The organism is Chryseobacterium sp. GVT01B (assembly GCF_019970045.1).
GTDB lineage: Bacteria > Bacteroidota > Bacteroidia > Flavobacteriales > Weeksellaceae > Chryseobacterium.
Genome location: NZ_JAHXYI010000001.1, coordinates 345,089 through 368,877, shown reverse-complemented (window position 1 = coordinate 368,877; position 23,789 = coordinate 345,089). Strand labels below are relative to the sequence as shown.

Sequence of the window (23,789 nt, the reverse complement as noted above, 5' to 3'; positions counted from 1 at the left end):
TTCAATTCATTTTTTTTGTAAATTTGCCGTGTAAAAAATCAACCCAATTATGTCAACCTTAAGATTCAAAGCACTAGAAACCCTTCCATTTAAGGATTTCAGAAAAGACAACTCTGTTGAGATCCCTGCAAAATTATCAGAGCTATTCTGTAAAAATGTTTTCTCAGAAGAAACAATGAGAGAATATTTAACTAAAGAAGCATTCGGTTCTATTATGGATGCTATTAAAAAAGGAACTAAGATCCAGAGGCATATTGCAGATCAGGTAGCTGTAGCTATGAAAGACTGGGCAATGAGCAAAGGGGTAACCCACTATACTCACTGGTTTCAGCCTTTGACAGGTACTACTGCAGAAAAGCACGATTCTTTCTTCACTCCTATCGAAGGGGGTAGAGCTATCGAAAGATTCAGCGGAAACATGCTTATCCAGCAGGAGCCTGATGCATCATCATTCCCTAACGGAGGTATCAGAAATACTTTTGAAGCAAGAGGTTATACAGCTTGGGATCCTACATCTCCGGCATTCATCATGGGAACTACATTATGTATTCCTTCTATTTTCATCTCTTATACAGGTGAAACATTAGATTATAAAGCACCTCTTTTGAGAGCTTTGAACGCTGTGGATGAAGCTGCAACGAATGTAATGCAGTATTTTGACAAAAACGTAACGAAAGTAACTCCTACTTTGGGTTGGGAACAGGAATATTTCCTTGTTGATTCAGCATTATACCAATCACGTCCGGACCTTGTATTAACAGGTAAGACATTATTAGGACATTCTCCTGCAAAAGGACAACAATTAGATGACCATTATTTCGGTTCCATTCCTACAAGGGTAATGAACTTCATGAAAGAGTTGGAAATAGAGTGTATGAAATTGGGAATCCCTGCAACAACAAGACACAACGAGGTTGCGCCTAACCAGTTCGAGCTTGCTCCAATGTTTGAAGAAGTGAACGTTGCTGTAGACCACAACTCATTGTTGATGGACATCATGGCAAGAGTAGCTCATAAACACCACTTCCACATTCTTTTCCACGAAAAACCATTCGCTGGAGTAAACGGAAGCGGGAAACACAATAACTGGTCTTTAGCAACAGACACCGGAGAAAACCTTCTAAGCCCGGGAAGAAACCCAAAGAAAAACTTACAGTTCTTAACATTCTTTGTTAACACTATCAAAGCGGTTCACGAATATGCAGATCTTTTAAGAGCAAGTATCGCTTCTGCAAGTAATGACCACAGACTTGGTGCTAATGAAGCGCCGCCAGCAATTATTTCTGTATTTATCGGAAGCCAGCTGTTCAGCGTTTTGGAAGAACTTGAGAAAGTAACCAACGGAAAATTATCTCCGGAGGAAAAAACAGAATTAAAATTAAATGTAGTTGGGAAAATTCCTGAAATCCTGTTAGATAACACAGACAGAAACAGAACTTCTCCATTTGCATTTACAGGAAATAAATTTGAGATCAGAGCGGTAGGTTCTTCTGCAAACTGTGCGGAATCTATGACTGTAATGAATACCATTGCAGCAAAACAGCTTAATGATTTCAAGAAAGAGGTTGATGCTTTAATTGAAACGGGTCTTAAGAAAGACGAAGCAATCTTTAATGTATTGAGAGAGTACATCAAGCAGTGTAAAAACATTATGTTTGAAGGTGACGGATATTCTGATGACTGGGCAAAAGAAGCTAAAAAAAGAGGATTGAACAACCTTAAAACAACTCCAGAAGCATTAAAGCAGGAAATGGATAAGAAATTCTTAGATCTATATGAAGAGATGGGAATTTTCAACCACAGAGAAGTTGAGGCAAGAAACGAAATTAAATTAGAAAAATACTCTACTGTTATTGATATTGAAGCAAGAGTATTAAGTGATATCGCAAGAAACCACATCATTCCTTCTGCATTAAATTACCAGAACAGGTTAATTGAAAACGTAAAAGGTCTTAAAGATATCTTTGGTGATAAAGAATTCAAATCTTTGGCAAAAGAGCAAATGAGTTTAATTACGAGCATTTCTGAAAATGTTTCTAAAATTAAACTTGGTGTTGAAGATCTTATCAAAGCCAGAGAAGCAGCAAAAAGTGTATCAGACAGCCAAAAACAGGCAGAAACTTATTGTAACAAAGTAAAACCATTATTTGATCCTATCAGAGATGCTTCTGATGCATTGGAAATGATGGTTGACGATGAGCTATGGCCGATGACAAAATACAGAGAAATGTTGTTCACAAAATAACACCTGTAAAGTTCCATATTAGTTCAAATTCCTCGGTTTTCCGGGGAATTTTTTTTGTTTTATTAACATACCTGGAAATGGAGCTTTTAAATTGTAAAACCTGATATATAGAAGAAAATCGACATCGTTTGTTAAAGAATCTTAATAAAAAAAACCGCATACTTACCAAAAATAGGCCGTTGCGGTTTATTTTTCTTTAACATATGTAAATAATATGTTAAAATGTGTTAAAGTAAGATCCTGACAATTATCATATCAGGGGTCTTTTACTCGGAATCTTTACTTTTGTATTGCTTTTGAAAATAAATATTCCTTTTTAACACGGATAATCAAATATATATGAAGAAAAGAGTTTTGTTTTATTTAGTTGCTTTAGTTACTACAGTTTCATTGCAATCGTGCGCTACAAATTATGTGGTTTCAAAACCAGCAACTTACACAAAAGAATACAAAACAGATGCCAAACTAGCTTCTTTAGATAACAAAAGAATGGAGCAGGATAAGCAGAAACTTATCGACTCTTTCTTAGCTGAAAAGGCTGCATCTATCGCTAGTGCTAAAAAAGCAGTTAAGAATTCTGAGATTGCGAAAGTAATCAAACATAATAAAACCATTGACGGTATCCTTGAAGAAGCTGAAACATACCTTGGAACTCCTTACAGATACGGAGGAACTACAAGAAACGGTATAGATTGTTCAGCTTTTGTTCTTTCTGTATTCGGAGCAGCAGCAGGGCTTAGCTTACCTAGAGTAGCAGCATCTCAGGCTCAGGAAGGAGAAAGAATTGAAAAAGGAGATCTACAGAAAGGAGATTTGATTTTCTTTTCTCACGGAAGAAGAATTTCTCACGTAGGTATTGTAGAAAGTGTTACTGAAGAGGGTGAGATTAAGTTTATCCACGCAGCAACATCAAAAGGAGTAATGATTTCTTCACTGAATGATTCTTATTGGGGACCTAAGTTCAGATTCGCTAAAAGAGTGATCAATGAAGAAGGAGAAGCTTACAATAACTTAGCAGCAATCACTCCCGCTACACCAGCAAATTTTTAATTTTATAAATAATTGATTTAAATAATGAAGCCATCAGAATTCTGATGGCTTTTTTATACACCCTATTTGCACTAAGTTTCAGCTTGTGGTAGGTGAATGTATATTAAAAGAGAAAAGCGGATTAAAACCCGCTCTATTGATTCAATATTGATATTTTTATAAGCAATCAGTACATGGCAGAAGAAATCAGCTGTTCTTATCAATTTCAATATCCAGTTTGTACAATAGTCCATATATTTCAGAAAGTGAAAATTTGGCCTTTTTAAGCCTGTTTAAAGCCGGATCTATTGAATAATTGACAGAAGTTCTGAAATCTGCTTTTTCAAGATTTGTAGTATCGAAAACAGCGCCAGACAGATCACAGTTACCAAAGACAGCATTTGATGCATCACATTCAGTAAAGTCTACCTCAATTAACCTCGAATTTTTAAAAATCGTTTTCTTAATGGAGGTCTGATAAAAAACTGAATTATTCAAAGCACACCCATCAAATGTAAAAGATAAACCGAAGGCATTACAATCATTAAACTGAAGGCCAAGCATTTTACATTCTTTGAAAATCACACTATGAAAAGCGGTTCTCACAAGCTTTGCCATGCTGAGGTTACATTCTATAAATTCACAGTCTGTAAAGCTAAATCCGGAAAGGTTTGCATATTCAAAATTACAGTTCCGGAAAGTACAGTTTTCATACTCTCCTTTTTCCAGTTGAGAAAAGTCTGTGTTTTCAAAATCCTGATCCAGGAAATAAGCTTCTTTCATATTTTCATGATTATATACTCCACCCATGGGCGGATTTTAAATTAAGAATAAAAATTTCAGCTTTTAGCCGTTGATTTTTTTGATCTTAAAAGACCATTACACCAAGCTGTTTTTATCCGAATAATTAAGTTTAAAGAAAATAAAAGTCATCATAGAGAATGCCAACAGAGAACTTCCTCCATAACTGAAATACGGAAGAGGGATCCCAACCGTAGGGAAAAGCCCCATAACCATGCCTAAATTGATCGAAAAGTGCATCAGAAGAATCGAGGCAAAACAATATCCGAAGACCCGGTTAAAAGTAGACTTCTGCCTTTCTGCGAGATAATATATCCTTCCGATATACACCATGTAGCATAAGATAAGAATTGCACTTCCTAAAAAGCCCCACTCTTCTCCTACCGTACAAAATATATAATCCGTTTCCTGCTCGGGTACAAATTTTCCCTGGGTAACAGATCCTTCACGATATCCTTTCCCCCAGAGTCCACCGGATCCGATAGCTGTTTTGGAATATAGTAAATTGTATCCTGAAGTATCCCTAAATGCCTTTTCACCTTTATAAAGAACATCAATTCTTTCTCTCTGGTGCTTAGGAAGTTTTTCTAAAATAGTCGGAGATGCGAAAGCCAGTCCACACAGAAGAAGGATAGATCCTGAAATTCCCGAAATAGAAATCACATCCCAGGACATTCTATGATAGTTCATCGCAATCAAAATACCGGCAATTACCAGAACAGCGATTGCAACATAAATCGGAGGAACAGCTAATGAAATCAGAAAAACCCCGGCAAAAAGAAATCCTATCCCAAACAAAAGACCACTCAGTCCTTCTCTGTATAAGGCAATGAAAAATGCAATAAATACAAGCATGGAACCTACATCCGGAATAGCAAGAACTACAACCGCCGGAACGCCGATAATAGCTAAAGTAGTCAATAAAGACTTCCGGTTTTTAAGATTAAAATCAGGTCCTGAAACATAGTTGGCAAGCATCAGCGCCGTTCCTATCTTCGCAAATTCTACAGGCTGCATGGTAAAACTTCCAAATTTATACCAGTTCTTTTGTCCTAAAATTTCTTTTCCAAAGGGAAAAAGTCCGATAAGCAGCAAGACTCCGCCAATGTAAATAATCCCGGCCATATTTTCAAAGAACTTACTTCTGCTGAAAAATATGATAAGTCCCACAAACAGCGAAATACAGAAAAAGATCAATTGCTTTTCCCCTAGTTTCTGGTCAACACTGTAAATATTTGCAATGGCAAAAACACAAAGCAGGAAATACAGCCCAAGGCCTAATTTATCTATTCCTTCCGTCCATTTCATTGCTTGACAGTTTTTTTAACAGTGTTATTCTTTTTAGTTTCCTCTTCTATTTTCTTTTGCAGTTTGGCTTTTTGTTGCTTAACAAGATCCAGACTGTCCTTTATTCTTTTTTGTTTAATAGAATCCGGCTTAGGATCAACGTATAACCCTTTACGTTTCAAATCTGAAATCCACTGCCTTTTATATTCCGGCATAAAGCTGGAGGTAATCATCTTTTTATAAAGATTCTCACGCTTCAGATCACCTGTGATATATTTTTCAGCAATTACTGTACAGGCCGGACCAGCCCAAGTAGCTCCAAATCCTGCATGCTCCATTACGGCAACCACCACAATTTTAGGTTTATCCGCAGGGGCAATCAATACAAAGATAGAATTATCCTTTCCTTGCGGAACCTGTGCAGTACCTGTTTTAGCTAATTGTGTAAAGTCATTGGATTTCAATCCTCTTGCCGTTCCTCTCAAAACCACAGCTTCCATACCTTTTAAAACAGGTTCAAAATGCTTTGGATCAACTAATGTTTTATGTTTAACCTTAAATCTTGGATCAGGATTAGGTTTTCCATCAATTGCTTTAACGATATGAGGGGTATAATACCATCCCTTATTAGCGATAGCACCTACATAATTGGCCAACTGAATAGGAGTTACCAAAACATCTCCCTGACCCATTCCATTATAAATAGCTCCGGTTGACATCTCATCCCAGTTTTTAAAATCAGTTCTTTTGGAACCGCTTGCTTTCATGATGGCTTTGAACCTTTTCTCATAAAAATCTCCGGAAGGTATTCTTCCTTTTGCTCCTACAGCAAAATCATTATTTAAAAACTCTCCAACTCCAAAGCTGCTCATGATCTTCTTCCATTCATCAACACCTTTTGAAGGATTTCCAGGATATTTTTTAATGATAGCGATAAATGCATAGGTAAAGAAGCAGTTACTTGAAACCTGAATAGAAGGAATCAACGGATCTGCTCCACCATGTCCTTTAATTCTTTTTCCTTTATAGAAAAACCCACCGCCACATGGGAAAATAGTCTTTTCATCCATTACTCCCATCTGCATAGCAGCCAAGGCAGTCAACAATTTGAATGTCGATCCCGGAGGATATCCCGCCTGTAAGGAACGGTCAAAAGTGGGCTTATTCTCGTAAAGAGTATCTTTTGACAGGGCATATAAATTTTTTGATTTGTAAGGTCCGGTGAAAAGATTCGGGTCAATATCCGGTCCGGTAGCGGCAACCAACACTTCCCCATTATTAGGGTCTAAAGCTACAATTGCTCCGTGCTTGTTCACCAGCATTTCTTCAGCAGTTCTCTGAAGATCATAATCAATAGTTAATGTAATGTCTTTACCAGTAATCACATCTTTATCCAGTGATCCGTTTTTATAAGACCCAATATTTCGGAGCCTGATATCTTTTTGGATATATTTTACTCCTTTTACTCCACGAAGTTCTTTTTCGTAGGATTTTTCAACTCCGGTTTTTCCGATAAAGTCTCCCGGTAAATAGTATATAGAATCCTTTTTTATTTCACGCTCATTTACTTCACTGGTATATCCCAGAAGGTTACCTGAAGTAGAGACTTCATATTGACGCTGAGGTCTTTGTACAATATTAAAAGCCGGATATTTAAAAATAATTTCCTGAACTCTTGCAATATCTTCTCTGCTCAGATCCTTCAGAAAGGTCATCGGAGTCAGTTTGGAATAGTATTTTTCCTTTTTAATAACATCAATTCTTTTGATAAAATCCGCTTTGGAAATCTTCATAAGACTACAGAATCCGAGCGTATCAAAATCCGGCCGCATTAAAGCCTGTGTAAAAGAGACTTCATAAGCAGGCTGGTTTCCTACCATGATTTTACCATTCCTGTCAAAAATGACTCCACGCTGTGGAATAACATATTCGGTTTTGATGGAGGTATTCGCTGCATTTAATGCATAACGGTCTGTAAACAACTGTAAATAGGCAAGCCTCGCCACAAAAATAAGGGCGATGACAACGAGGATGGAAAAAATTTTAAAATAACGTGTGTTCAAACTTTTTGTTTGATTTTAAATATTAATGCGTAAATGACTATAAATATAAATGAAATTACACTAGTCACCAACACATTAAACAATATTTCAAAAAATCTGCTAAACTTAAAGAATTCGATATACTGTACTAAAAGCTGGTGCAGAAAAATACTTGAGAATAAAAACAGCAAAAACTGCGCCCATTGAAGGGACTGAAATGAGAAAAAGTCCGTAGATGTATCGGTAGAAGTCCTGAAGATCAACGTTCTGAAATAAGCAATCAGTGTTGTTGCAAATGCATTGATTCCCCACGAATAAAGAAAACCATCAATTGACAGCCCTATTAAAAAGCTCAATGCCAGGAACTGAAATTTATTCCTGAAAAAAGGATAGAACATGACAAATACAGGATATAATACCGGAGTATATTTCCCGAAAAGCGTAATCCTGTTCAATACAAATATCTGTAATGCTACAAGAAAAATCATGATCAATATATCAGTAAATAAAGTCCTGCTAATCATTTTCTTTTTTTATTACAGCCTGCATAGTGTCCTGAATCTTCTGCACTTCTGCTTTCTTAAGATTCTTCACTACATATACTTTGTTCAACGCTCCCATTTTTTCACTCAGCTCAACGGAAATATCCCAGAAACCGGTTTTATTATCTACAGAATATCCTGCAATAGTACCAATCGTTACTCCCTTAGGAAAGATTGCGGATTTACCATCTGTAACAACCGTATCCCCTACTTTTAACGCAACATATTTTGGAATATCTGCAAGGTGCATCACTCTGGAATTATCACCATTCCACGTTAAAGTACCGAAATATCCTGAATTTTTGAGTGCTGCATTAATTCTGATCTTGTTAACACTTAAGACCGACTGAACTAATGCATAACTGTCTGTAGAATTAATTACAATTCCCGCAATACCTCTTGGTGCCATTACCCCCATCTGAGGAAAGACCCCGTCTCTACGGCCACGGTTGATTGTAAAATAGTTGTTTCTTCTGTTGATACTGTTGAAAACAATTTCACCATCAACAAAAGTATAGATCTGCCCGCCACCAATGGTATCGTGAACTCTTTTGAAAACAGGTTTTTTTGCTCCGTCTTTTCCGTAGAGTTCAGTCATAAGGGCTTTATTCTGAACCACAAGATCTTCGTTGATCTGTTTTAGTTTCAGATAGGAAACTCCTTCATCAATATATCCGGAAACCCAGGAATTGAACGCAGCAGTCTGCCCCGCTATCCAGGATTTCTGCATGGCATTTCTGGAGAATATCAAAACCAGAGCAATAATTTGCAGAAATATAAAGAAGACGAAAAGAGTATTCTTCGAAAATAATCTCAGCAAAAATCCCATTCAGATATAAAGTCGTAAAAAGTTAAAATTATTTAATTAAGAAATTGAACTTATCCATATTCTTAAGGGCAATACCTGTTCCGCGAACTACAGCTCTCAACGGATCTTCCGCAACAAATACAGGAAGACCTGTCTTTTTGTGGATTCTGTCCGCAAGACCTCTTAATAACGCTCCTCCTCCGGCAAGATAAATACCTGTTTTGTAAATATCGGCTGCCAGCTCCGGTGGTGTAAGAGAAAGTGTTTCCATTACAGCATCTTCGATTCTGATGATGGATTTGTCTAATGCACGTGCAATCTCTTTATATCCAACCATAATTTCTTTAGGCTTCCCTGTGATAAGGTCTCTACCTTGTACCGGGATATCTTCGATATCTACATCAAGATCTTCTACTGCAGAACCTACTTCAATTTTGATTCTTTCAGCAGTTCTTTCTCCGATATAAAGGTTATGGTGAGTTCGTAAGTAATAAGCAATATCATTGGTAAATACGTCTCCGGCAATCTTCACAGATTTATCACATACGATACCTCCTAAAGCTACTACCGCAATTTCCGTAGTACCTCCACCTATATCGATGATCATATTTCCTTCAGGTTTCTGTACGTCTATTCCCACCCCAATTGCTGCTGCCATTGGTTCGTAGATTAATCTTACTTCTTTTGCGTTTACTTTCTGAGCAGAGTCTCTTACCGCTCTTTTTTCAACTTCAGTGATACCAGAAGGGATACAGATTACAATTCGTAATGCCGGTTGTATGAATTTACCTTTGATTCCAGGAATTTTTTTGATAAATTCCTTGATCATATGTTCAGAAGCATGGAAATCAGCAATAACCCCGTCTTTCAAAGGACGGATAGTCTTGATGTCTTCGTGAGTTTTACCTTGCATATGCTTAGCCTGTTCACCTACAGCAATGGGTTTACCCGTAGAACGTTCAATTGCAACAATTGACGGTTGATCTATAACAATTTTATTATTATGGATAATAAGGGTATTAGCCGTTCCCAGGTCTATCGCAATTTCTTGCGTAAACATATCAAATAAACTCATATTTTTCTTCTGATTTTAAGATTACAAAGATATAAATTTAAGACTAGTAAAGAAATTTCCCACCAACTTAATTTGGTTAAAATTTTATTAAAATTTATAATTCTTTATTAACTTTCAGTTTAGATGTTTACAGACTTTGAGTTAAACTAAAATTAATGGGTTGTTAAAAGGGCGAAAAAGCGAAATCACCGACAGGTAAAAAGGCCTGCATACAACAGACAAAAGGGTTTCTAAGCAACCCTGCAGTGCATTTAAAATTTTCAGGGTTTCTTAAAAAAATTAACAAAGAAAAATAATCAATAGTAAAATTTAAAGAAACCCACTAATAGAGACAAACTCATTTTTTTGCTGTCTTGCTCTTTTCTCCATTATCATCTTATAGTTTTTTACGATAATTATCATATACACTATCTGAGAGTGATTAATTAAAAAAAGCGTAAATTTGCGACTGCTTATGTTACAGTATTCCAACATTCATCGAACGTCAAATTTTGCCGTGCTTTCTATAAGCTACGAGAAAGCCGACGTAGAAACGAGAGGAAAGTTTGCATTTTTTGATGAAAACATCAAAAACTTTGTTTCCAGGGTCCACCAGGAAGACCTTGGGGATGCATTTGTGGTTTCCACCTGTAACAGGACCGAAATTTATACGACTTCTCCCAATTACCTTTTAGTGGCGGAAGAATATTGCAAAACCATTGGAGTACATCTTACGGATTTCCTTCAGTTTGCCAATATTCTGACCAAGGAAGAGGCTCTGATTCATCTTTTCAGAGTTGCTGCCGGTCTTGAAAGTCAGATTATCGGAGATTTTGAAATTATCGGACAGATCAAAAAAGCATACAGCCGTTTCAAAAAAGAAAGACAGAATTCTAATCCTTATCTTGAAAGAGCTATCAATGCAGCTATTCAGATTTCGAAAAGAATAAAAAATGAAACCGGAATTTCCAACGGTGCAGCTTCTGTTTCTTATGCGGCGGTTCATTATATTTTAAACAGCCAGAAAAGAATTGCTGAAAAAAACATTCTTCTTTTGGGTGTAGGTGAGATAGGACAGAATACCGTTGAAAACCTGGTAAAGCATGTCTATCAGCCAAAAATTAAAATTGCAAACAGAACTCAGGAGAAAGCTGAAAAGATTTCCCAGAAATATAATATTCCTCACGTTGATTATTCTGATTTTGACCAGGAATTAAAAAACACTGATATTCTTATTGTGGCAACAGGAGCCAAACATCCTATTGTCAACCAGTCTCATTTCCCGAACGGAAAAGAAACATTGGTGATTGACCTTTCTATTCCTCATAACGTTGAAAAGAATGTTACCGAAAATAAAAACGTAACATTGATTGATGTTGATGAGCTTTCAAAACAGATCCAGGAAACGATTCAACAGCGTGAAAGAGAAATCCCGAAAGCTGAAAAAATCATCAAGGAGCTGATGAAAGACTTTATTGAATGGGAGAAAAAGAGAAAGCTGGCACCGAACATCCACCATTTCAAAGCCGTTTTAAAAAACATGGAACGCAATGAAATGCATAATTTTTACAAAAAAAATAAATACATAAACATCACGGACATGGAACTTTCTGACAAAATGATCCAGAAAATTACCAACCGTTTTGCAAAATACATCATTGACAATCCTTTGAAAGCCGAAGAAATTAGTAAATTAATGCACGAAATATTAGTTGAACAACCAAACAACGAATTCAATGAAAAGCATTAGAATCGGAACGAGAAATTCCGCACTTGCACTTTGGCAGGCTAGAGAGGTTGCAAGGCACCTTCAAAACAACAATTATTTAACGGAGATTGTTCCTATCGTTTCTTCTGGCGATAAGAATCTTAATCAACCTTTATATTCTTTAGGAATTACAGGGGTTTTCACAAGAGACCTTGATATTGCCTTATTGAATGACGAAATTGATATTGCCGTACATTCTTTAAAAGATGTTCCTACTCAATTACCTCAAAATATTGAGATGATCGCTTATCTGGAAAGAGATTATCCTCAGGATATTCTGATCAGAAAAGAATCTGCAAGGAATAAAGAATTCCATGAGCTTAAACTGGCGACCAGCAGCTTGAGAAGAAGAGCTTTCTGGCTGAGAAATTATCCGACTACTGATTTTTCGGATATCCGCGGAAATATTCAAACCAGACTTCAAAAACTGGAAGACGGAAACTTTGATGCGACTATTTTATCTCTGGCGGGAATCAAAAGAATGAAAATGGAAATCGATTACGAGATGCTTCCATTAATGATTTCTGCTCCATCACAAGGAGTAATTTCCGTTGCAGGACATACCGACAAACCTGAAATCAACGAGATTGTACGTCAGATCAACCACAATCCTACCCAGATCTGCGTAGAGATCGAAAGAAACTTCTTAAGTACTTTGGAAGGCGGCTGTACTGCCCCTATCGGAGCTTTTGCTGAAATCATCGGGGATCAGATCCGCTTCAAGGCTGCACTTTGCTCTCTGGATGGGAAGAACTGCATTGCTGTGGATGAAAACTTTGTATATACTCCAACAGAGAATTTTGGAGAAAAGTTTGCAAAAGTCGTTCTTGAAAATGGAGGAAAGGAATTAATGGCAGAAATCAAAAGCCAGATCTAATCTCAGATTCCGTTTCTTCAGCCCCTTTTTCATCTTCTTAATTGTACAGACATGAAAATCTTATTTACCAAAAATATAGACCAGAAAACAATATCCAAAGAATTAGGAGAGGATATGTTGGCTGACTGTGTTGAGGTAATTAAGACAAAACCCATTATGATCAGTCCTTTTGATCTGAAGAATTACTCATTGATTTTTACAAGTGTTAATGGAGTCATTTCATTTTTTAAAAACAAGTTTAAGCCTAATGAGGATTTTACAGCCAAAAATTACAACAAGATCTATTGTGTTGGCGAAAAAACGAAGAGAGAATTAAGAAAACACGGCTTCGGAACATTTAAGGTTTTGAAAAATGCTGACACTCTTTCGAAATTCATTATCGGAAAATGCCAGCATGAACAATTTCTTCATTTCTGCGGCAACCTTGCCATCAATGTTCTGGACAAAGAGCTTCCTTTACAAAACATTAAGTACAAAAAAGTTACGATATACAATACTGAGGAAACTCATCCTTTAATAAATGAAAAATATCATGCTGCAGTATTTTTTAGTCCGAGCGGAGTTCGTAGTTTTGCAAGGCGAAATTCTCTGGAAGGCATGAAGCTGTTTTCGATTGGCGAAACCACTTCCGGCGAGTTGAGAAATTATACGCAGGAAGACATTTTTACTTCTGAAGAAAATACACTGACTTCAATCTTTGAACTGATAAGAAGAGAAATCAGAAATAGAATTTAGAATATTTGTTACCGAAATATTTCCGGTACTATTAGTTTAAATAGATTATGATAAAAAACGACCTATATTTAAAAGCACTTCGCGGAGAAACCGTTGAAAGACCTCCTGTCTGGATGATGAGGCAGGCTGGAAGATATCTGCCGGAATTCATTGCCTTGAGAGATCAGTATGATTTCTTTACAAGATGTCAGACTCCTGAGCTTGCGGCTGAGATTACATTACAGCCTATCCGCAGATTTCCTTTGGATGCAGCGATTCTGTTTTCTGATATCCTGGTAGTGCCACAGGCCATGGGGATTGATTTCAAAATGAAAGAATCTGTTGGACCATGGTTAGATACTCCTATCAGAACAATGGAACAGGTGCAGAATATTGAAACTCCGGATGTGAATGATACTTTAGGCTACGTTTTTGATGCTATCGAACTTACGCTACAAAAACTGGACAATGATATTCCATTGATTGGTTTTGCAGGTTCTCCATGGACGATTCTTTGTTATTGTGTAGAAGGAAAAGGAAGCAAGGCATTTGATATTGCAAAGTCTTTCTGTTTCCAACAACCTGAAGCGGCTCATTTATTACTGCAAAAAATTACAGATACTACAATCGCTTATTTAAAGAGAAAAGTAGAAAAAGGAGTTTCTGCAGTACAGGTCTTTGATTCATGGGGAGGAATGCTTTCTCCTACAGATTATCAGGAATTCTCCTGGCAGTACATCAACCAGATTGTTGAAGCATTAAGCCCGCTTACTCATGTGGTTGTATTTGGAAAGGGATGTTGGTTCGCATTGGAAGATATGACAATGTCTAAAGCTTCTGCTCTTGGGGTAGACTGGACTATTAAGCCGGAATTTGCCAGAACACTTACCAATCACACAATGACGTTACAGGGGAACTTTGATCCTGCAAGACTTCACTCCACTCCTGAGACGATCAAGAAAATGGTGAATGAGATGATCAACCGTTTCGGAAAAGACAGATATATTGCCAATCTAGGTCACGGAATTTTACCTAATGTTCCTGTAGAAAATGCTGAGGCATTCATCAGAGCAGTTGTTGACTGGAAACCGAATTTATAAGTTTATTTCTTTTGAAAATATACAAAACCTTATAGGATATCCTATAAGGTTTTTTGTTTTAATAGTTTATTGATGAGTCTTATTTCTTTATTATTTTCTTCTTAATCACTTTCCGGTTATTATTTGTAATTATTATGATATAAGCCCCTTTGGGAATATCTGATAGATCATATGAACTCGATTCTTTATCAAAAGTTTTCACAAGCTTTCCGGACATATCAACGAGACTAACTTTTTCTACTTTATTTCGGGAATCAAGCTTAATATGAATATTATCCTTTACCGGATTGGGGTATATTTCTATATTATCAGAATGTAAGACCTCCGAAGCAGCCAGAACATTTCCGCTTGTAATTTTCAAATTATCTACCACCACACCGTAAGAATAATCACCAGCATCGTCATAAACAAATCTTATTTTAAAAGCCTGATTCACATAGGGTGTTAAATCTATATTTACAGCCGAAGCATAAGACGTTACCACATATGATAAGGTATTAAAATCAAGATCCCATACCCCTGCTTCTCCCGAAAAAGTAAAAACTTGAACCCAGGATGTCCCATTGAAAACTTCAACTTTTAAAGTAGAATCAAGATTATCAATCATATTGGCATAATTAAACGACAGTTTTGGGTTTACAACTCCGGTAAGATTAATTACAGGAGAAATCAGTCTGGCATTCGTATTAATTCCGGTTGGACTTGCATCGTCATCATCAAAAAAAGCGGCTCCATCAGGAAAGCCTGCGAAGCCATTCTGCGCACCCACATTCCAATTAAAAGCTGTATCCGGATTTTCTACCGTCCATCCGGCTGGTAAACCATTGCCGTTGAAGTCTTCAGAATAGACTTGAGCATTACATATTCCACAAATGCACAGAAATAAAATAAATGAATTTTTCATGGTAAAATATTTGGTGTTTACGCAAAATTATGAAATAATATTTTACATAATATATTTATATATAAAAATAAATCCAATACAAACCCAAGATAAAACAATAGAAATGTTGCATATTATTTATACCTTTAGACGTAACCTTTAAATCACATCAAATGAAAAAACTAAACAAAGACAAGATGAAAAGCATCATGGCGGGTGGAGAAATCTGCCTTGAATGCGCTATTGGATACTACCAGGTTATTATTGACGGCCGGTGTTATTGCATTTCATGGGAATAATAAAAAAAAGCAGCTCAACAGCTGCTTTTTAGTTTATATGATAATGAATTAATTAGCTCAACATTCGTTGGGCTTTCTTAACCCCTTCTACCAGACTATCAATTTCTTCGAAAGTATTATAAACAGCGAAACTGGCTCTTACCGTTCCTGCAATATTAAAGAAGTTCATAATCGGCTGTGTACAATGATGTCCTGTTCTTACGGCAATTCCCATTTTGTCCAGAATCATTCCTACATCAGACGCTATTCCCACACCTTCAAGGTTAAAGGAAACAACACCAGTTCTCTTTGCTTTTTCTCCATAGATTTTAATTCCTTCTATTTCCAAAAGCTGCTTCTGGGCATATTCCAATAAAGCATTTTCATGATTCTGAATGTTGGCATGACCTATCTTGTTGATAAAATCAACAGCAGCTCCTAAAGCAATGTTTCCTCCTACATTGGGTGTTCCTGCTTCATATTTAAATGGAAGACCTGCATAAGTAGTTCCTTCAAAAGAACATGTTGCAATCATCTCTCCTCCTCCATGAAATGGTGGCAAAGCTTCTAATATTTCACGTTTTCCATACAGAATACCCGTTCCCATAGGAGCATACATTTTATGGCCTGAGAACACAAAGAAATCACAATCCAGCTTCTGTACATCAATATTGAAATGCGGAGCAGACTGGGCCCCGTCAATTACAACATAAGCGTCTGTATGCTTTCTTGTTTTTGATATAATTTCTTCAATAGGATTTACAATTCCCAAAGCATTGGAAATCTGGTTTACAGAAACAACTTTTGTTTTTTCGCTTAAAAACTGATCAAAATGATCCATCTGAAGAATTCCGTTTTCATCAATAGGAATTACACGAAGTTTCGCTCCAGTTCTTTCACAAAGCATCTGCCATGGAACAATATTGGAATGATGCTCCAGATATGAAATAATGATCTCATCATCTTTCTGCAGTTTCTGTGTTAAAATATAAGCGATCAGGTTCAACCCTTCAGTTGTTCCTTTTGTAAAAATTACTTCAAAATCGTGTTCAGCATTGATGAATTTCTGAATCTTTCTTCTTGAAAGTTCCATTTCTTCCGTAGCCAGCTGGCTTAGAGTATGAATTCCTCTGTGAACATTGGCATTAAGCTCTGTATAATATGCGTGACAGACTTCCAAAACCGAATTTGGCTTTTGAGATGTAGCTGCATTATCCAGGTAAACCAATGGTTTACCATTCACTTCTCTGTCCAATATAGAAAACTGGCTTCTTATTTCCTGAATGTCAAACATTTATTTATTTTTTAAATTAAGACGTCCTTATTTAGAACACTTCAAATTTACGGCTTTTTTTCCGAAAGGAAGCATGAGACTGAGAGCTGATAGTTATCAGTTGATAGAAATATTCAATAGTGTATAGCTAAAAAAACTGATGAGATTATAGGTAAACGAGCAAATTTTCCTGTATTAGCCCCTGCACAAAAAAACCCGTCAAAAAATGACGGGTTTTATATTGTTTAAATAAGCAATTCTTATTCTGCTGCAGTTTCTTCTGCCGGAGCTGCTCCTTCTTCAGTTGCAACTTCTTCTTCATCTTCATCATCCATTGCTGCTGCACCTCCTTTCATTGCATTTCTAGACATCTTAACAGCAACTACTACTGCATTGTCCGGGTGCATGAAAGAATATCCTTCTGTTTTGATACCACCGATGTAAAGTTTGTTACCAATTCTTAATGGAGTAACATCTACAACGATCTCATCTGGCAAGTTAGCAGGAATAGCTCTTACTTTTAGTTTTCTGAAAGACTGACGTAAAACACCACCAGCTACAACACCTTTTGAACGTCCAGTAATTCTTACAGGAACCTCCATAACTACTGGCTTATCGTCAGATAGTTGATAGAAGTCTACATGAAGAATCTTGTCAGTGATTGGGTGAAACTGAATGTCCTGAAGAACAGCTGGAATTGTTTTTCCGTCAACCTCAATAGATACCGTGTGTGCTTCAGGAGTGTATACTAATCCTTTAAAAGCTTTCTCTTCAGCAGAGAAGTTTAAAGGTGCTTCACCTCCATAAACAACACAAGGAACTAATTCAGCATCACGTAAAGCTTTTGTAGACTTTTTGCCCACGTTTTCTCTTTTTGTACCTTGAATTGTAATAGATTTCATTTATAATAAATTTAAAAAATTATTCTTATTTATTTTGCAAGTTATTTAAAATCAATTAAATAACAAACTTACTGCTAATTGATTTATGCTCATGAACCATGGTCATAACATCTGCAAATAACGGGGCGCAAGATAGCACTTTTATTTTAGATGACAAATTATTTTTAACAGGAATTGAGTCAGTTACAATAACTTCCAATAATTTTGAGTTCTCAATATTATCGTAAGCCTTTCCTGAAAGCACTCCGTGAGTTGCCATAGCTCTTACTGTTTTTGCTCCCTTTTCAATTAAGATATCTGCAGCTTTGCAAAGTGTCCCTGCAGTATCAATCATATCATCAATAAGGATTACGTTTTTACCTGTAACATCACCGATAAGGAACATTTCTTCTACAACATTTGCCTTTTTTCTTTCCTTATAAGCAATTACTACTTCAGCACCTAAATGACCTGCATAGTTTTTAGCTCTTTTCGCACCTCCCATATCCGGAGAAGCAATGGTAAGACTATCAAGATTTAGAGATCTGATATAATCCACGAAAATACTTGAAGCATATAAATGATCTACCGGAATTTCGAAGAACCCCTGGATCTGATCTGCGTGAAGATCCATTGTCATCACTCTTGTTGCTCCTGCTGCTGTAAGAAGGTTTGCAACTAACTTCGCACCGATCGGCGCTCTTGGTTTGTCTTTTCTGTCCTGTCTGGCAAGTCCGAAGTAAGGAATTACAACGGTAATGCTCTTTGCAGAAGCTCTTTTCGCTGCATCAATCATTAGAAGAAGTTCCAAAAGATTGTCTGCAGGAGGGAATGTAGATCCAATCAGGAAAACTCTTCCTCCTCTTACAGATTCGTCCAAAACAGGCTCAAATTCCCCGTCGCTGAACTCCTGAAAGTTGATTTTCCCTAATTCTTTCCCATAATTCTGGGCAATTTTCTCTGCCAAGTCCCTGCTGGTTCTTGTACAAAATAGATAACTTAACTGATCGGCCATTTTTACTTTTTAAAAGATTTTGCAAATTTAAAAAAAAACCACAAGATTTACTCCTGTGGTTTCTAAGTTTTTATTTTATCAATTATTAAGGGAATTTAACTCCTGAATATTTGTTCGGATCTACCTGCGGAAGTGTAGACTTGTATTTCGCATTGATAGACTTAATAAATTCGTTGGCAACTACACCATATCCACGACCTGTCAGGTGAACTCCATCCAGAGAGAAAGCTCCCCCTCTAACAAATGTTGCAGTATACTTTACTCCGTCAAATACGATTCCTGACTGTGAATTCAGCTCAAGCATCTTCGCATTAGCATCTACAAACGCAAGCCCATAAGAATCAGCAAGCCCTTTTATAGAGGAGTTGTATGCAGTGGTTGCTGTTTTTACATAGCCAGCTTCTGTTTTTGTTAATACATGTTGGTTTTGTAACGGATAAGATATTCCATAAATATTTACCGGAGCAGGAACTCCTGCTGCAGTACTTCCAATCACAGAACTTGTTGTAAGCAAGATATAATCATCTGCTGTCGCTTGTCTTGCCTGACCAAAGATCTGTCCAAAAGCCGTTGCTGTAGGTAATCCTAAAGAAGGAGTAAGTGCAGCAGTAAGTTGAGCTGAAAGGTCTGTCAGAGCAACATCTTTAATTAAGACAGGATTTGGACCCGTTGCAGAAAGTAAGTTAATTCTATCTCCAGCTCCAAAAGCGGTAAGAGCCTGCTTTAAAGGACCATACAAACTCGTATTAAGAGTTGTCAAATTTGAACCTAAAAGAGCCGGTGTCAAAGGGTTATAAGGAACCGTAGTAAAGAAAGGAACTGAAGTAACAGAAGGGATATTGGCTATAACACCTTTTGTTGTTCCCACACTTTTAAGTCCATCTAAAACAGCTTTGATAGATCCAGCCAAAAGTGCAGGATCTGAAATATCATTTGATTTATAAGTTGTAGGATTTGTATTTCCCGTCTGAACCGTAGCAGGCGTATAAGTAGTAACTCCTCCTACAGTCTGAGAGTTTGTACCTCCATTGGTAGCATATGATAATACATCATTATTTCCTATCCAAAGAGAGAAGAATGTAGCTTTCTGAGCCATAGCATCAGCAAGCACACTTGTTGTAGCAGAAGAAGCAAATCTTACAAAATAAGGATTAGCAGTTCCTGTTAAAAGTCCCGCCTGGCTGCCATAACCCGGAGCTACCAAGTGAAATGACTTTGCACCAGGTACACCCATATTATTATAAGTACCTCCCCCGGATAAAACATCCAGTGCAGCCGCTGCCCCACTTGGCACAGGCGCTAAAGCCCCGTTAACAACCTGAAGATTCAATTTTCCAGGAAAACCAGGAAGATTATTAAATCCGCCTACATCATTAGGCATCAACGGTTGTTTAAAGTCTCCTCCACCTGCAAGTTTCATCTGCGCAGCAATCATACTTGGATAAGATTCATTCTGGCCACTGCTGTACAATGCTCCATCACGATATCCTGAAGTAAGAGAGTTTCCTAAAGAAATATATTTTGTAAAGTCTGCATCTCCTTTTGTCACCTGGATATCTTTCACATCCGTATCGAAATCCGTATTACAGCTTGTTACTGTAAAAAGAAGTGCAGAAACTGCAATTGTCGATATTATAATTTTTTTCATAGTCTTCTAAAATTAAAATGGATTATAAGAGAAACCTAGACCAAAGTAGAAAGCTGTTGCTTTTGACTGTCCGTTAAGCCCTATATTAACATTGTTTACCTTTCTGTACTGAGGCATTGCATATCCTCCGGCAACATCAATTCCGAAGTGTTTCAGTTTAAAGCCTACCCCACCTGTAACTACATAAGTATCATATGAAGGGGTTTCCGGAATAAAGTTATCTGTTGTATAGGGTGCTTCATCATAATAAGCTCCCAAACGTCCGTAGATCATATCAGTGAACGCATACTGAGTCCCCAGTCTGAATGTTTTGGAGTTTTTGAAGTTCTTAGGATTGGTAAGAATAGTAGGATCCGATGGATTGTTTCCAATAGGAGCATTCTCGAAATCTAAAGTAAGTTTGCTGTATCTTTCCCATCCATGATAGTTAAAGTCTGCAGAAACCTGCCATTTCGGGGTCACTTTATAGGTTAAACCTATAGTATATTCTTCAACTAATGGAAGAACTGCTGAGAAACCATCTTGTCCTGCTGCATTCAGCTTCAACTGTGTATAAACAGATTGTGATGGAAACTGGAATGTTGCCGTTCCGCTTTTAGCTTTCATATCTATCGCTGAACGGTAGGCAATACTCACATCCAATTTTGGGTCAGGTCTGAAATAGAAACCAAATCCGTATCCGTGTCCGGTTGCATTTTCATCATTAATATTAACTTTCCCGTCAAATTGTGTTACCGCTTTGTCCCAATCTACTTTTCCTCTTGCATAGATATAGCTGGCACCAAAAGATACCCAAGGAGCCAGTTTTACAGAGACCATTGGCTGGAAATAGAAACTTTTCAGTTCCATTTTCTGAACCAGTTCTTTACCCTCCCAGTTTTCAGGCCATTTTATTGTACTTCCAAAAGGTGTGGTAACACTAAGACCTACGGTAAGTTTCTCTATTGGTCTATAAGTAATCGCTGCATAGAAAGGAGTCCCTATAGGGTTATCCGTTTCTGCACTTTGTAAAGTATTGAAGTTTTGAAAAGTAACTTTATTACTTGCACCAAACCCTCCTGCCACTACACTCAGTTTGGAAGGGATAAATGACATACCCGCAGGGTTAAAGAATGTCACACTCGCGTCTTCGGCATGAGCACTAGTATGCGCCATTGCCAATTGTTTTACCCCTTGCAGGGAAACTCTGAAGCCTCCTGCGTAAGATAGAACTCCCGCCAATAAAGCAGTTGATACTAATATTTTTTTCATAGACTATTATTATATAAGCCAAATATAAAATTATTTTGAATACGTCTGTTAATATTTGCTAATATTTTAAACAATATCTTAAAAGAAAACTATGTTTAAAATAACACCTTCACACAAACAAAAGCCAAGATTTTCATTATTAAACATTTAAGAACATTTTAAAATAATCCATACTTGTGCGTTTAATATTAAACAATTGTTTAACCTTTAAACTATCTTACTTCAAAAATTCAGAACAGGGAAACAAATGGTAATAAATGTTAAAGTTTAAAAATCTTCTCTTCAACTATTTCCCTTATAACAGGCTTCCCTCAGTCTTCAGCTTCCATTCTTACTTAAAATACATTAATGTTTTGCCCCGAATTCAGGTTATTTAAGTATTTTAGAATTGCATAAAGATAAAAATACATAAATTTGCAGATTATAAATAATAGTAATATGAGTTGTGGATGTAAAACATCCGGCGATTCTGCACATTCTTGCGGACCTAAAAAAACCGCAAATGGCTGTGAAAGCGTAAATACCTGCGGGAATAGTTATAAATTAAGTGTTTTTGACTGGCTATCTGACATCAACAATCCTGCACCTAACAGGTGTGATTTTGTAGAAGTTAGATTTAAAAATGACAGAAAATCGTTTTATAAAAATGTAAATAATATTCCTTTACATATTGGTAGCGTAATTACAGTAGAATCAAGTCCGGGACACGATGTAGGCGTTGTAAGCCTTACGGGAGAATTAGTAAAGATTCAGATGAAAAAGAAAAAGTTTTCTGAAGAATTGGCACTCAAAATATACAGACAGGCCAACCAAAAAGATCTTGAGGTATGGCAGGAAGCAAGAAAAAAAGAAGATGGCGTAAAGCTTGAAGCAAGAAAAATTGCTCAGAGAATAGGCCTTGAAATGAAAGTTACTGACGTGGAATATCAAGGTGACTCTTCAAAAATCACCTTTTATTACACTGCTGAAAACCGAGTGGATTTCAGACAGTTAATTAAAGATTATGCCGGGGCATTCCGTACTAAGATCGATATGAAACAGATCGGTTTCAGACAGGAAGCTGCAAAAGTAGGGGGAATAGGATCTTGCGGACGTGAGCTTTGCTGCTCTACTTGGCTTACGGATTTCAGATCGGTAAACACCAATGTGGCAAGATATCAGCAATTGAGTATTAACCCTCAAAAACTGGCTGGGCAATGTGGTAAACTTAAATGCTGCCTTAACTATGAGCTAGACAGCTATTTGGATGCATTAAGCAATTTCCCTTCTTCTTCAACCACTTTGGAAACAGAGAAAGGAAAGGCATTCTGTATCAAAATTGATGTATTCAAAAAGAAAATGTGGTTTGCTTATGTAGACAGTTCCATCGCATGGTATGATTTTGATATTGATCTTGTTAAAAAGCTGATTTCAAAAAATAAAAGAGGAGAGAAAATACTTCCTCTTGAAGACCTGAAACAACCTGAAGCTTCTGCTCAGAATATTGATCTGATTCAGGAAAACAGCGTAGATCGTTTTGAAAAGAAAAACAGAGGAAACAGGAACAGAAACAACCAGAATAAGCCAAACAACCATCAACAGGGGCAACAAGGACAGCCACAAGGTCAAAAAAGAAACAGACCGGAGAGACAAGACAGACCTGAAAGATCTGAAAAGTCCGAAAACCCTAATGCTCAATCTGGAAATCAGCCCAGACCTCAGAAACAAAATCCACAGCAAAAAGCACCCGTGGAAAAAGTAGAAGGTAATTCTGGCGATGATAAGAAGCCACAAAACAACCCGAACAAGAAGAAATTTAAAAAGAAATATCCTCCAAAAAAAGATAATAATGCATAAAATTTTAGGATTATTTTCCCTTATCCTTTTCTTTAGCTGTAACTCTTCCTCTGGGGGAGATATCATCATGAATTCCGTTGATAACAAATGGAATAAGAAAAATGAGCAAAAATTTAATCTTGAAATTTCAGATCCGCAGAATCCTAAAAATATTATATTTGTTGTAAGAAATAATAATAGTTATCCTTACAGCAATATAAGGTTTATTGTGAATTTCACCAATCTCCAGAATAAGAAAAAGGAAACAGATACCTTGAATTATGTGCTGGCAAAACCAAATGGAGAATGGCTTGGTACAGGCTTTGGTGATACAAAGGAAACTTTGTTTCAGTATAAATTGAATTATCAGTTTCCGGGAAAAGGAAAATATGAAATCGGTCTGACCCAGGCGATGAGAAATGACAATCTTTCGGGAATTGAGGATATTGGGGTAAAAATAGAAACGGCTAAACCGTAA

21 protein-coding genes are annotated in these 23,789 nt (G+C 36.8%); 9 read left to right on the top strand and 12 right to left on the bottom strand.

Going from position 1 to position 23,789, the window contains the following annotated elements; translation table 11 throughout:
* The first annotated feature begins 49 nt into the window (after positions 1–49).
* Positions 50–2,245: a glutamine synthetase III gene (locus tag LC457_RS01715; RefSeq protein WP_223598346.1), complete on the top strand. Its 2,196-nt coding sequence runs from the start codon at positions 50–52 to the stop codon at positions 2,243–2,245.
* 339 nt (positions 2,246–2,584) lie between these two features.
* The gene (locus tag LC457_RS01710) at positions 2,585–3,295 is read left to right on the top strand and encodes a C40 family peptidase (protein WP_047422199.1); all 711 of its coding nucleotides are present in this window, start codon (positions 2,585–2,587) and stop codon (positions 3,293–3,295) included.
* 186 nt (positions 3,296–3,481) lie between these two features.
* Here LC457_RS01710 and LC457_RS01705 read toward each other — a convergent pair whose 3' ends face one another.
* The 6 genes from LC457_RS01705 to LC457_RS01680 all read right to left on the bottom strand — a co-directional run bounded on the left by LC457_RS01705 (position 3,482) and on the right by LC457_RS01680 (position 9,829).
* Positions 3,482–4,084 (bottom strand): pentapeptide repeat-containing protein, encoded by a 603-nt coding sequence (locus tag LC457_RS01705; RefSeq protein WP_223598345.1) that lies wholly within the window; start codon positions 4,082–4,084, stop codon positions 3,482–3,484.
* Between the two features lie 69 nt (positions 4,085–4,153).
* Entirely contained in the window at positions 4,154–5,383 is a 1,230-nt protein-coding gene (rodA, locus tag LC457_RS01700) for a rod shape-determining protein RodA (protein WP_223598344.1), read from the bottom strand.
* On the bottom strand, positions 5,380–7,425 hold the full coding sequence (locus LC457_RS01695) for a penicillin-binding protein 2 (RefSeq protein ID WP_223598343.1): 2,046 nt from the start codon (positions 7,423–7,425) through the stop codon (positions 5,380–5,382). Before LC457_RS01695 ends, rodA begins: the two co-directional genes overlap by 4 nt.
* Positions 7,422–7,928 (bottom strand): hypothetical protein, encoded by a 507-nt coding sequence (locus tag LC457_RS01690; RefSeq protein ID WP_002982456.1) that lies wholly within the window; start codon positions 7,926–7,928, stop codon positions 7,422–7,424. The genes LC457_RS01695 and LC457_RS01690 overlap by 4 nt, the downstream gene beginning before the upstream one ends.
* On the bottom strand, positions 7,921–8,775 hold the full coding sequence (mreC, locus tag LC457_RS01685; RefSeq protein ID WP_047422195.1) for a rod shape-determining protein MreC: 855 nt from the start codon (positions 8,773–8,775) through the stop codon (positions 7,921–7,923). Before mreC ends, LC457_RS01690 begins: the two co-directional genes overlap by 8 nt.
* A 28-nt stretch (positions 8,776–8,803) precedes the next feature.
* Complete coding sequence (locus tag LC457_RS01680; protein ID WP_045491741.1) at positions 8,804–9,829, bottom strand: rod shape-determining protein; 1,026 nt, start codon at positions 9,827–9,829, stop codon at positions 8,804–8,806.
* Positions 9,830–10,283: 454 nt separating this feature from the next.
* Between LC457_RS01680 and hemA the strand changes: the two genes are divergently transcribed.
* Genes hemA through hemE form a run of 4 tightly spaced genes read left to right on the top strand, consistent with a single transcriptional unit; the run spans position 10,284 to position 14,267 of the window.
* Positions 10,284–11,558: a glutamyl-tRNA reductase gene (hemA, locus tag LC457_RS01675; protein WP_142717305.1), complete on the top strand. Its 1,275-nt coding sequence runs from the start codon at positions 10,284–10,286 to the stop codon at positions 11,556–11,558.
* On the top strand, positions 11,545–12,453 hold the full coding sequence (hemC, locus tag LC457_RS01670; protein WP_047376231.1) for a hydroxymethylbilane synthase: 909 nt from the start codon (positions 11,545–11,547) through the stop codon (positions 12,451–12,453). The genes hemA and hemC overlap by 14 nt, the downstream gene beginning before the upstream one ends.
* A 51-nt stretch (positions 12,454–12,504) precedes the next feature.
* Positions 12,505–13,188, top strand: coding sequence for a uroporphyrinogen-III synthase (locus tag LC457_RS01665; RefSeq protein WP_223598342.1), 684 nt, complete (start codon positions 12,505–12,507; stop codon positions 13,186–13,188).
* Positions 13,189–13,235: 47 nt separating this feature from the next.
* Positions 13,236–14,267 carry a uroporphyrinogen decarboxylase gene (gene hemE / locus LC457_RS01660; protein WP_047376227.1) on the top strand — a complete coding sequence of 344 codons (1,032 nt, stop codon included), beginning with the start codon at positions 13,236–13,238 and terminating at the stop codon, positions 14,265–14,267.
* 79 nt (positions 14,268–14,346) lie between these two features.
* Here hemE and LC457_RS01655 read toward each other — a convergent pair whose 3' ends face one another.
* Entirely contained in the window at positions 14,347–15,171 is an 825-nt protein-coding gene (locus tag LC457_RS01655; protein WP_223598341.1) for a T9SS-dependent choice-of-anchor J family protein, read from the bottom strand.
* Positions 15,172–15,323: 152 nt separating this feature from the next.
* On the opposite strand from LC457_RS01655, the gene LC457_RS01650 reads away from it, so the two are divergent.
* Entirely contained in the window at positions 15,324–15,449 is a 126-nt protein-coding gene (locus LC457_RS01650; protein ID WP_223598340.1) for a GNAT family acetyltransferase, read from the top strand.
* Between the two features lie 52 nt (positions 15,450–15,501).
* Here LC457_RS01650 and LC457_RS01645 read toward each other — a convergent pair whose 3' ends face one another.
* The 5 genes from LC457_RS01645 to LC457_RS01625 form a co-directional block, all read right to left on the bottom strand.
* Positions 15,502–16,722: an aminotransferase class V-fold PLP-dependent enzyme gene (locus LC457_RS01645; RefSeq protein ID WP_223598339.1), complete on the bottom strand. Its 1,221-nt coding sequence runs from the start codon at positions 16,720–16,722 to the stop codon at positions 15,502–15,504.
* Positions 16,723–16,961: 239 nt separating this feature from the next.
* A complete protein-coding gene (locus tag LC457_RS01640; protein WP_223598338.1) occupies positions 16,962–17,603 on the bottom strand; it encodes a 50S ribosomal protein L25/general stress protein Ctc in 642 nt (213 codons plus the stop codon).
* Between the two features lie 55 nt (positions 17,604–17,658).
* Entirely contained in the window at positions 17,659–18,597 is a 939-nt protein-coding gene (locus LC457_RS01635) for a ribose-phosphate pyrophosphokinase (protein ID WP_184558726.1), read from the bottom strand.
* A gap of 85 nt (positions 18,598–18,682) precedes the next feature.
* A complete protein-coding gene (locus LC457_RS01630) occupies positions 18,683–20,245 on the bottom strand; it encodes a G-D-S-L family lipolytic protein (protein ID WP_223598337.1) in 1,563 nt (520 codons plus the stop codon).
* A 12-nt stretch (positions 20,246–20,257) separates the two neighbouring features.
* On the bottom strand, positions 20,258–21,496 hold the full coding sequence (locus LC457_RS01625; protein ID WP_223598336.1) for an OmpP1/FadL family transporter: 1,239 nt from the start codon (positions 21,494–21,496) through the stop codon (positions 20,258–20,260).
* Positions 21,497–21,934: 438 nt separating this feature from the next.
* On the opposite strand from LC457_RS01625, the gene LC457_RS01620 reads away from it, so the two are divergent.
* Positions 21,935–23,332, top strand: a complete 1,398-nt coding sequence (locus tag LC457_RS01620; protein ID WP_223598602.1) for a regulatory iron-sulfur-containing complex subunit RicT — start codon at positions 21,935–21,937, stop codon at positions 23,330–23,332.
* A complete protein-coding gene (locus LC457_RS01615; RefSeq protein ID WP_262904040.1) occupies positions 23,325–23,789 on the top strand; it encodes a gliding motility lipoprotein GldH in 465 nt (154 codons plus the stop codon). Before LC457_RS01620 ends, LC457_RS01615 begins: the two co-directional genes overlap by 8 nt.

Bases quoted from the DNA above. Each gene is read 5' to 3' on its own strand.
- LC457_RS01715 (WP_223598346.1), top strand. From the start codon at position 50: ATGTCAACCTTAAGATTCAAAGCACTAGAAACCCTTCCATTTAAGGAT.
- LC457_RS01710 (WP_047422199.1), top strand. From the start codon at position 2,585: ATGAAGAAAAGAGTTTTGTTTTATTTAGTTGCTTTAGTTACTACAGTT.
- LC457_RS01705 (WP_223598345.1), bottom strand. From the start codon at position 4,084: ATGGGTGGAGTATATAATCATGAAAATATGAAAGAAGCTTATTTCCTG.
- rodA (WP_223598344.1), bottom strand. From the start codon at position 5,383: ATGAAATGGACGGAAGGAATAGATAAATTAGGCCTTGGGCTGTATTTC.
- LC457_RS01690 (WP_002982456.1), bottom strand. From the start codon at position 7,928: ATGATTAGCAGGACTTTATTTACTGATATATTGATCATGATTTTTCTT.
- mreC (WP_047422195.1), bottom strand. From the start codon at position 8,775: ATGGGATTTTTGCTGAGATTATTTTCGAAGAATACTCTTTTCGTCTTC.
- LC457_RS01680 (WP_045491741.1), bottom strand. From the start codon at position 9,829: ATGAGTTTATTTGATATGTTTACGCAAGAAATTGCGATAGACCTGGGA.
- hemA (WP_142717305.1), top strand. From the start codon at position 10,284: ATGTTACAGTATTCCAACATTCATCGAACGTCAAATTTTGCCGTGCTT.
- hemC (WP_047376231.1), top strand. From the start codon at position 11,545: ATGAAAAGCATTAGAATCGGAACGAGAAATTCCGCACTTGCACTTTGG.
- LC457_RS01665 (WP_223598342.1), top strand. From the start codon at position 12,505: ATGAAAATCTTATTTACCAAAAATATAGACCAGAAAACAATATCCAAA.
- hemE (WP_047376227.1), top strand. From the start codon at position 13,236: ATGATAAAAAACGACCTATATTTAAAAGCACTTCGCGGAGAAACCGTT.
- LC457_RS01655 (WP_223598341.1), bottom strand. From the start codon at position 15,171: ATGAAAAATTCATTTATTTTATTTCTGTGCATTTGTGGAATATGTAAT.
- LC457_RS01650 (WP_223598340.1), top strand. From the start codon at position 15,324: ATGAAAAAACTAAACAAAGACAAGATGAAAAGCATCATGGCGGGTGGA.
- LC457_RS01645 (WP_223598339.1), bottom strand. From the start codon at position 16,722: ATGTTTGACATTCAGGAAATAAGAAGCCAGTTTTCTATATTGGACAGA.
- LC457_RS01640 (WP_223598338.1), bottom strand. From the start codon at position 17,603: ATGAAATCTATTACAATTCAAGGTACAAAAAGAGAAAACGTGGGCAAA.
- LC457_RS01635 (WP_184558726.1), bottom strand. From the start codon at position 18,597: ATGGCCGATCAGTTAAGTTATCTATTTTGTACAAGAACCAGCAGGGAC.
- LC457_RS01630 (WP_223598337.1), bottom strand. From the start codon at position 20,245: ATGAAAAAAATTATAATATCGACAATTGCAGTTTCTGCACTTCTTTTT.
- LC457_RS01625 (WP_223598336.1), bottom strand. From the start codon at position 21,496: ATGAAAAAAATATTAGTATCAACTGCTTTATTGGCGGGAGTTCTATCT.
- LC457_RS01620 (WP_223598602.1), top strand. From the start codon at position 21,935: ATGAGTTGTGGATGTAAAACATCCGGCGATTCTGCACATTCTTGCGGA.
- LC457_RS01615 (WP_262904040.1), top strand. From the start codon at position 23,325: ATGCATAAAATTTTAGGATTATTTTCCCTTATCCTTTTCTTTAGCTGT.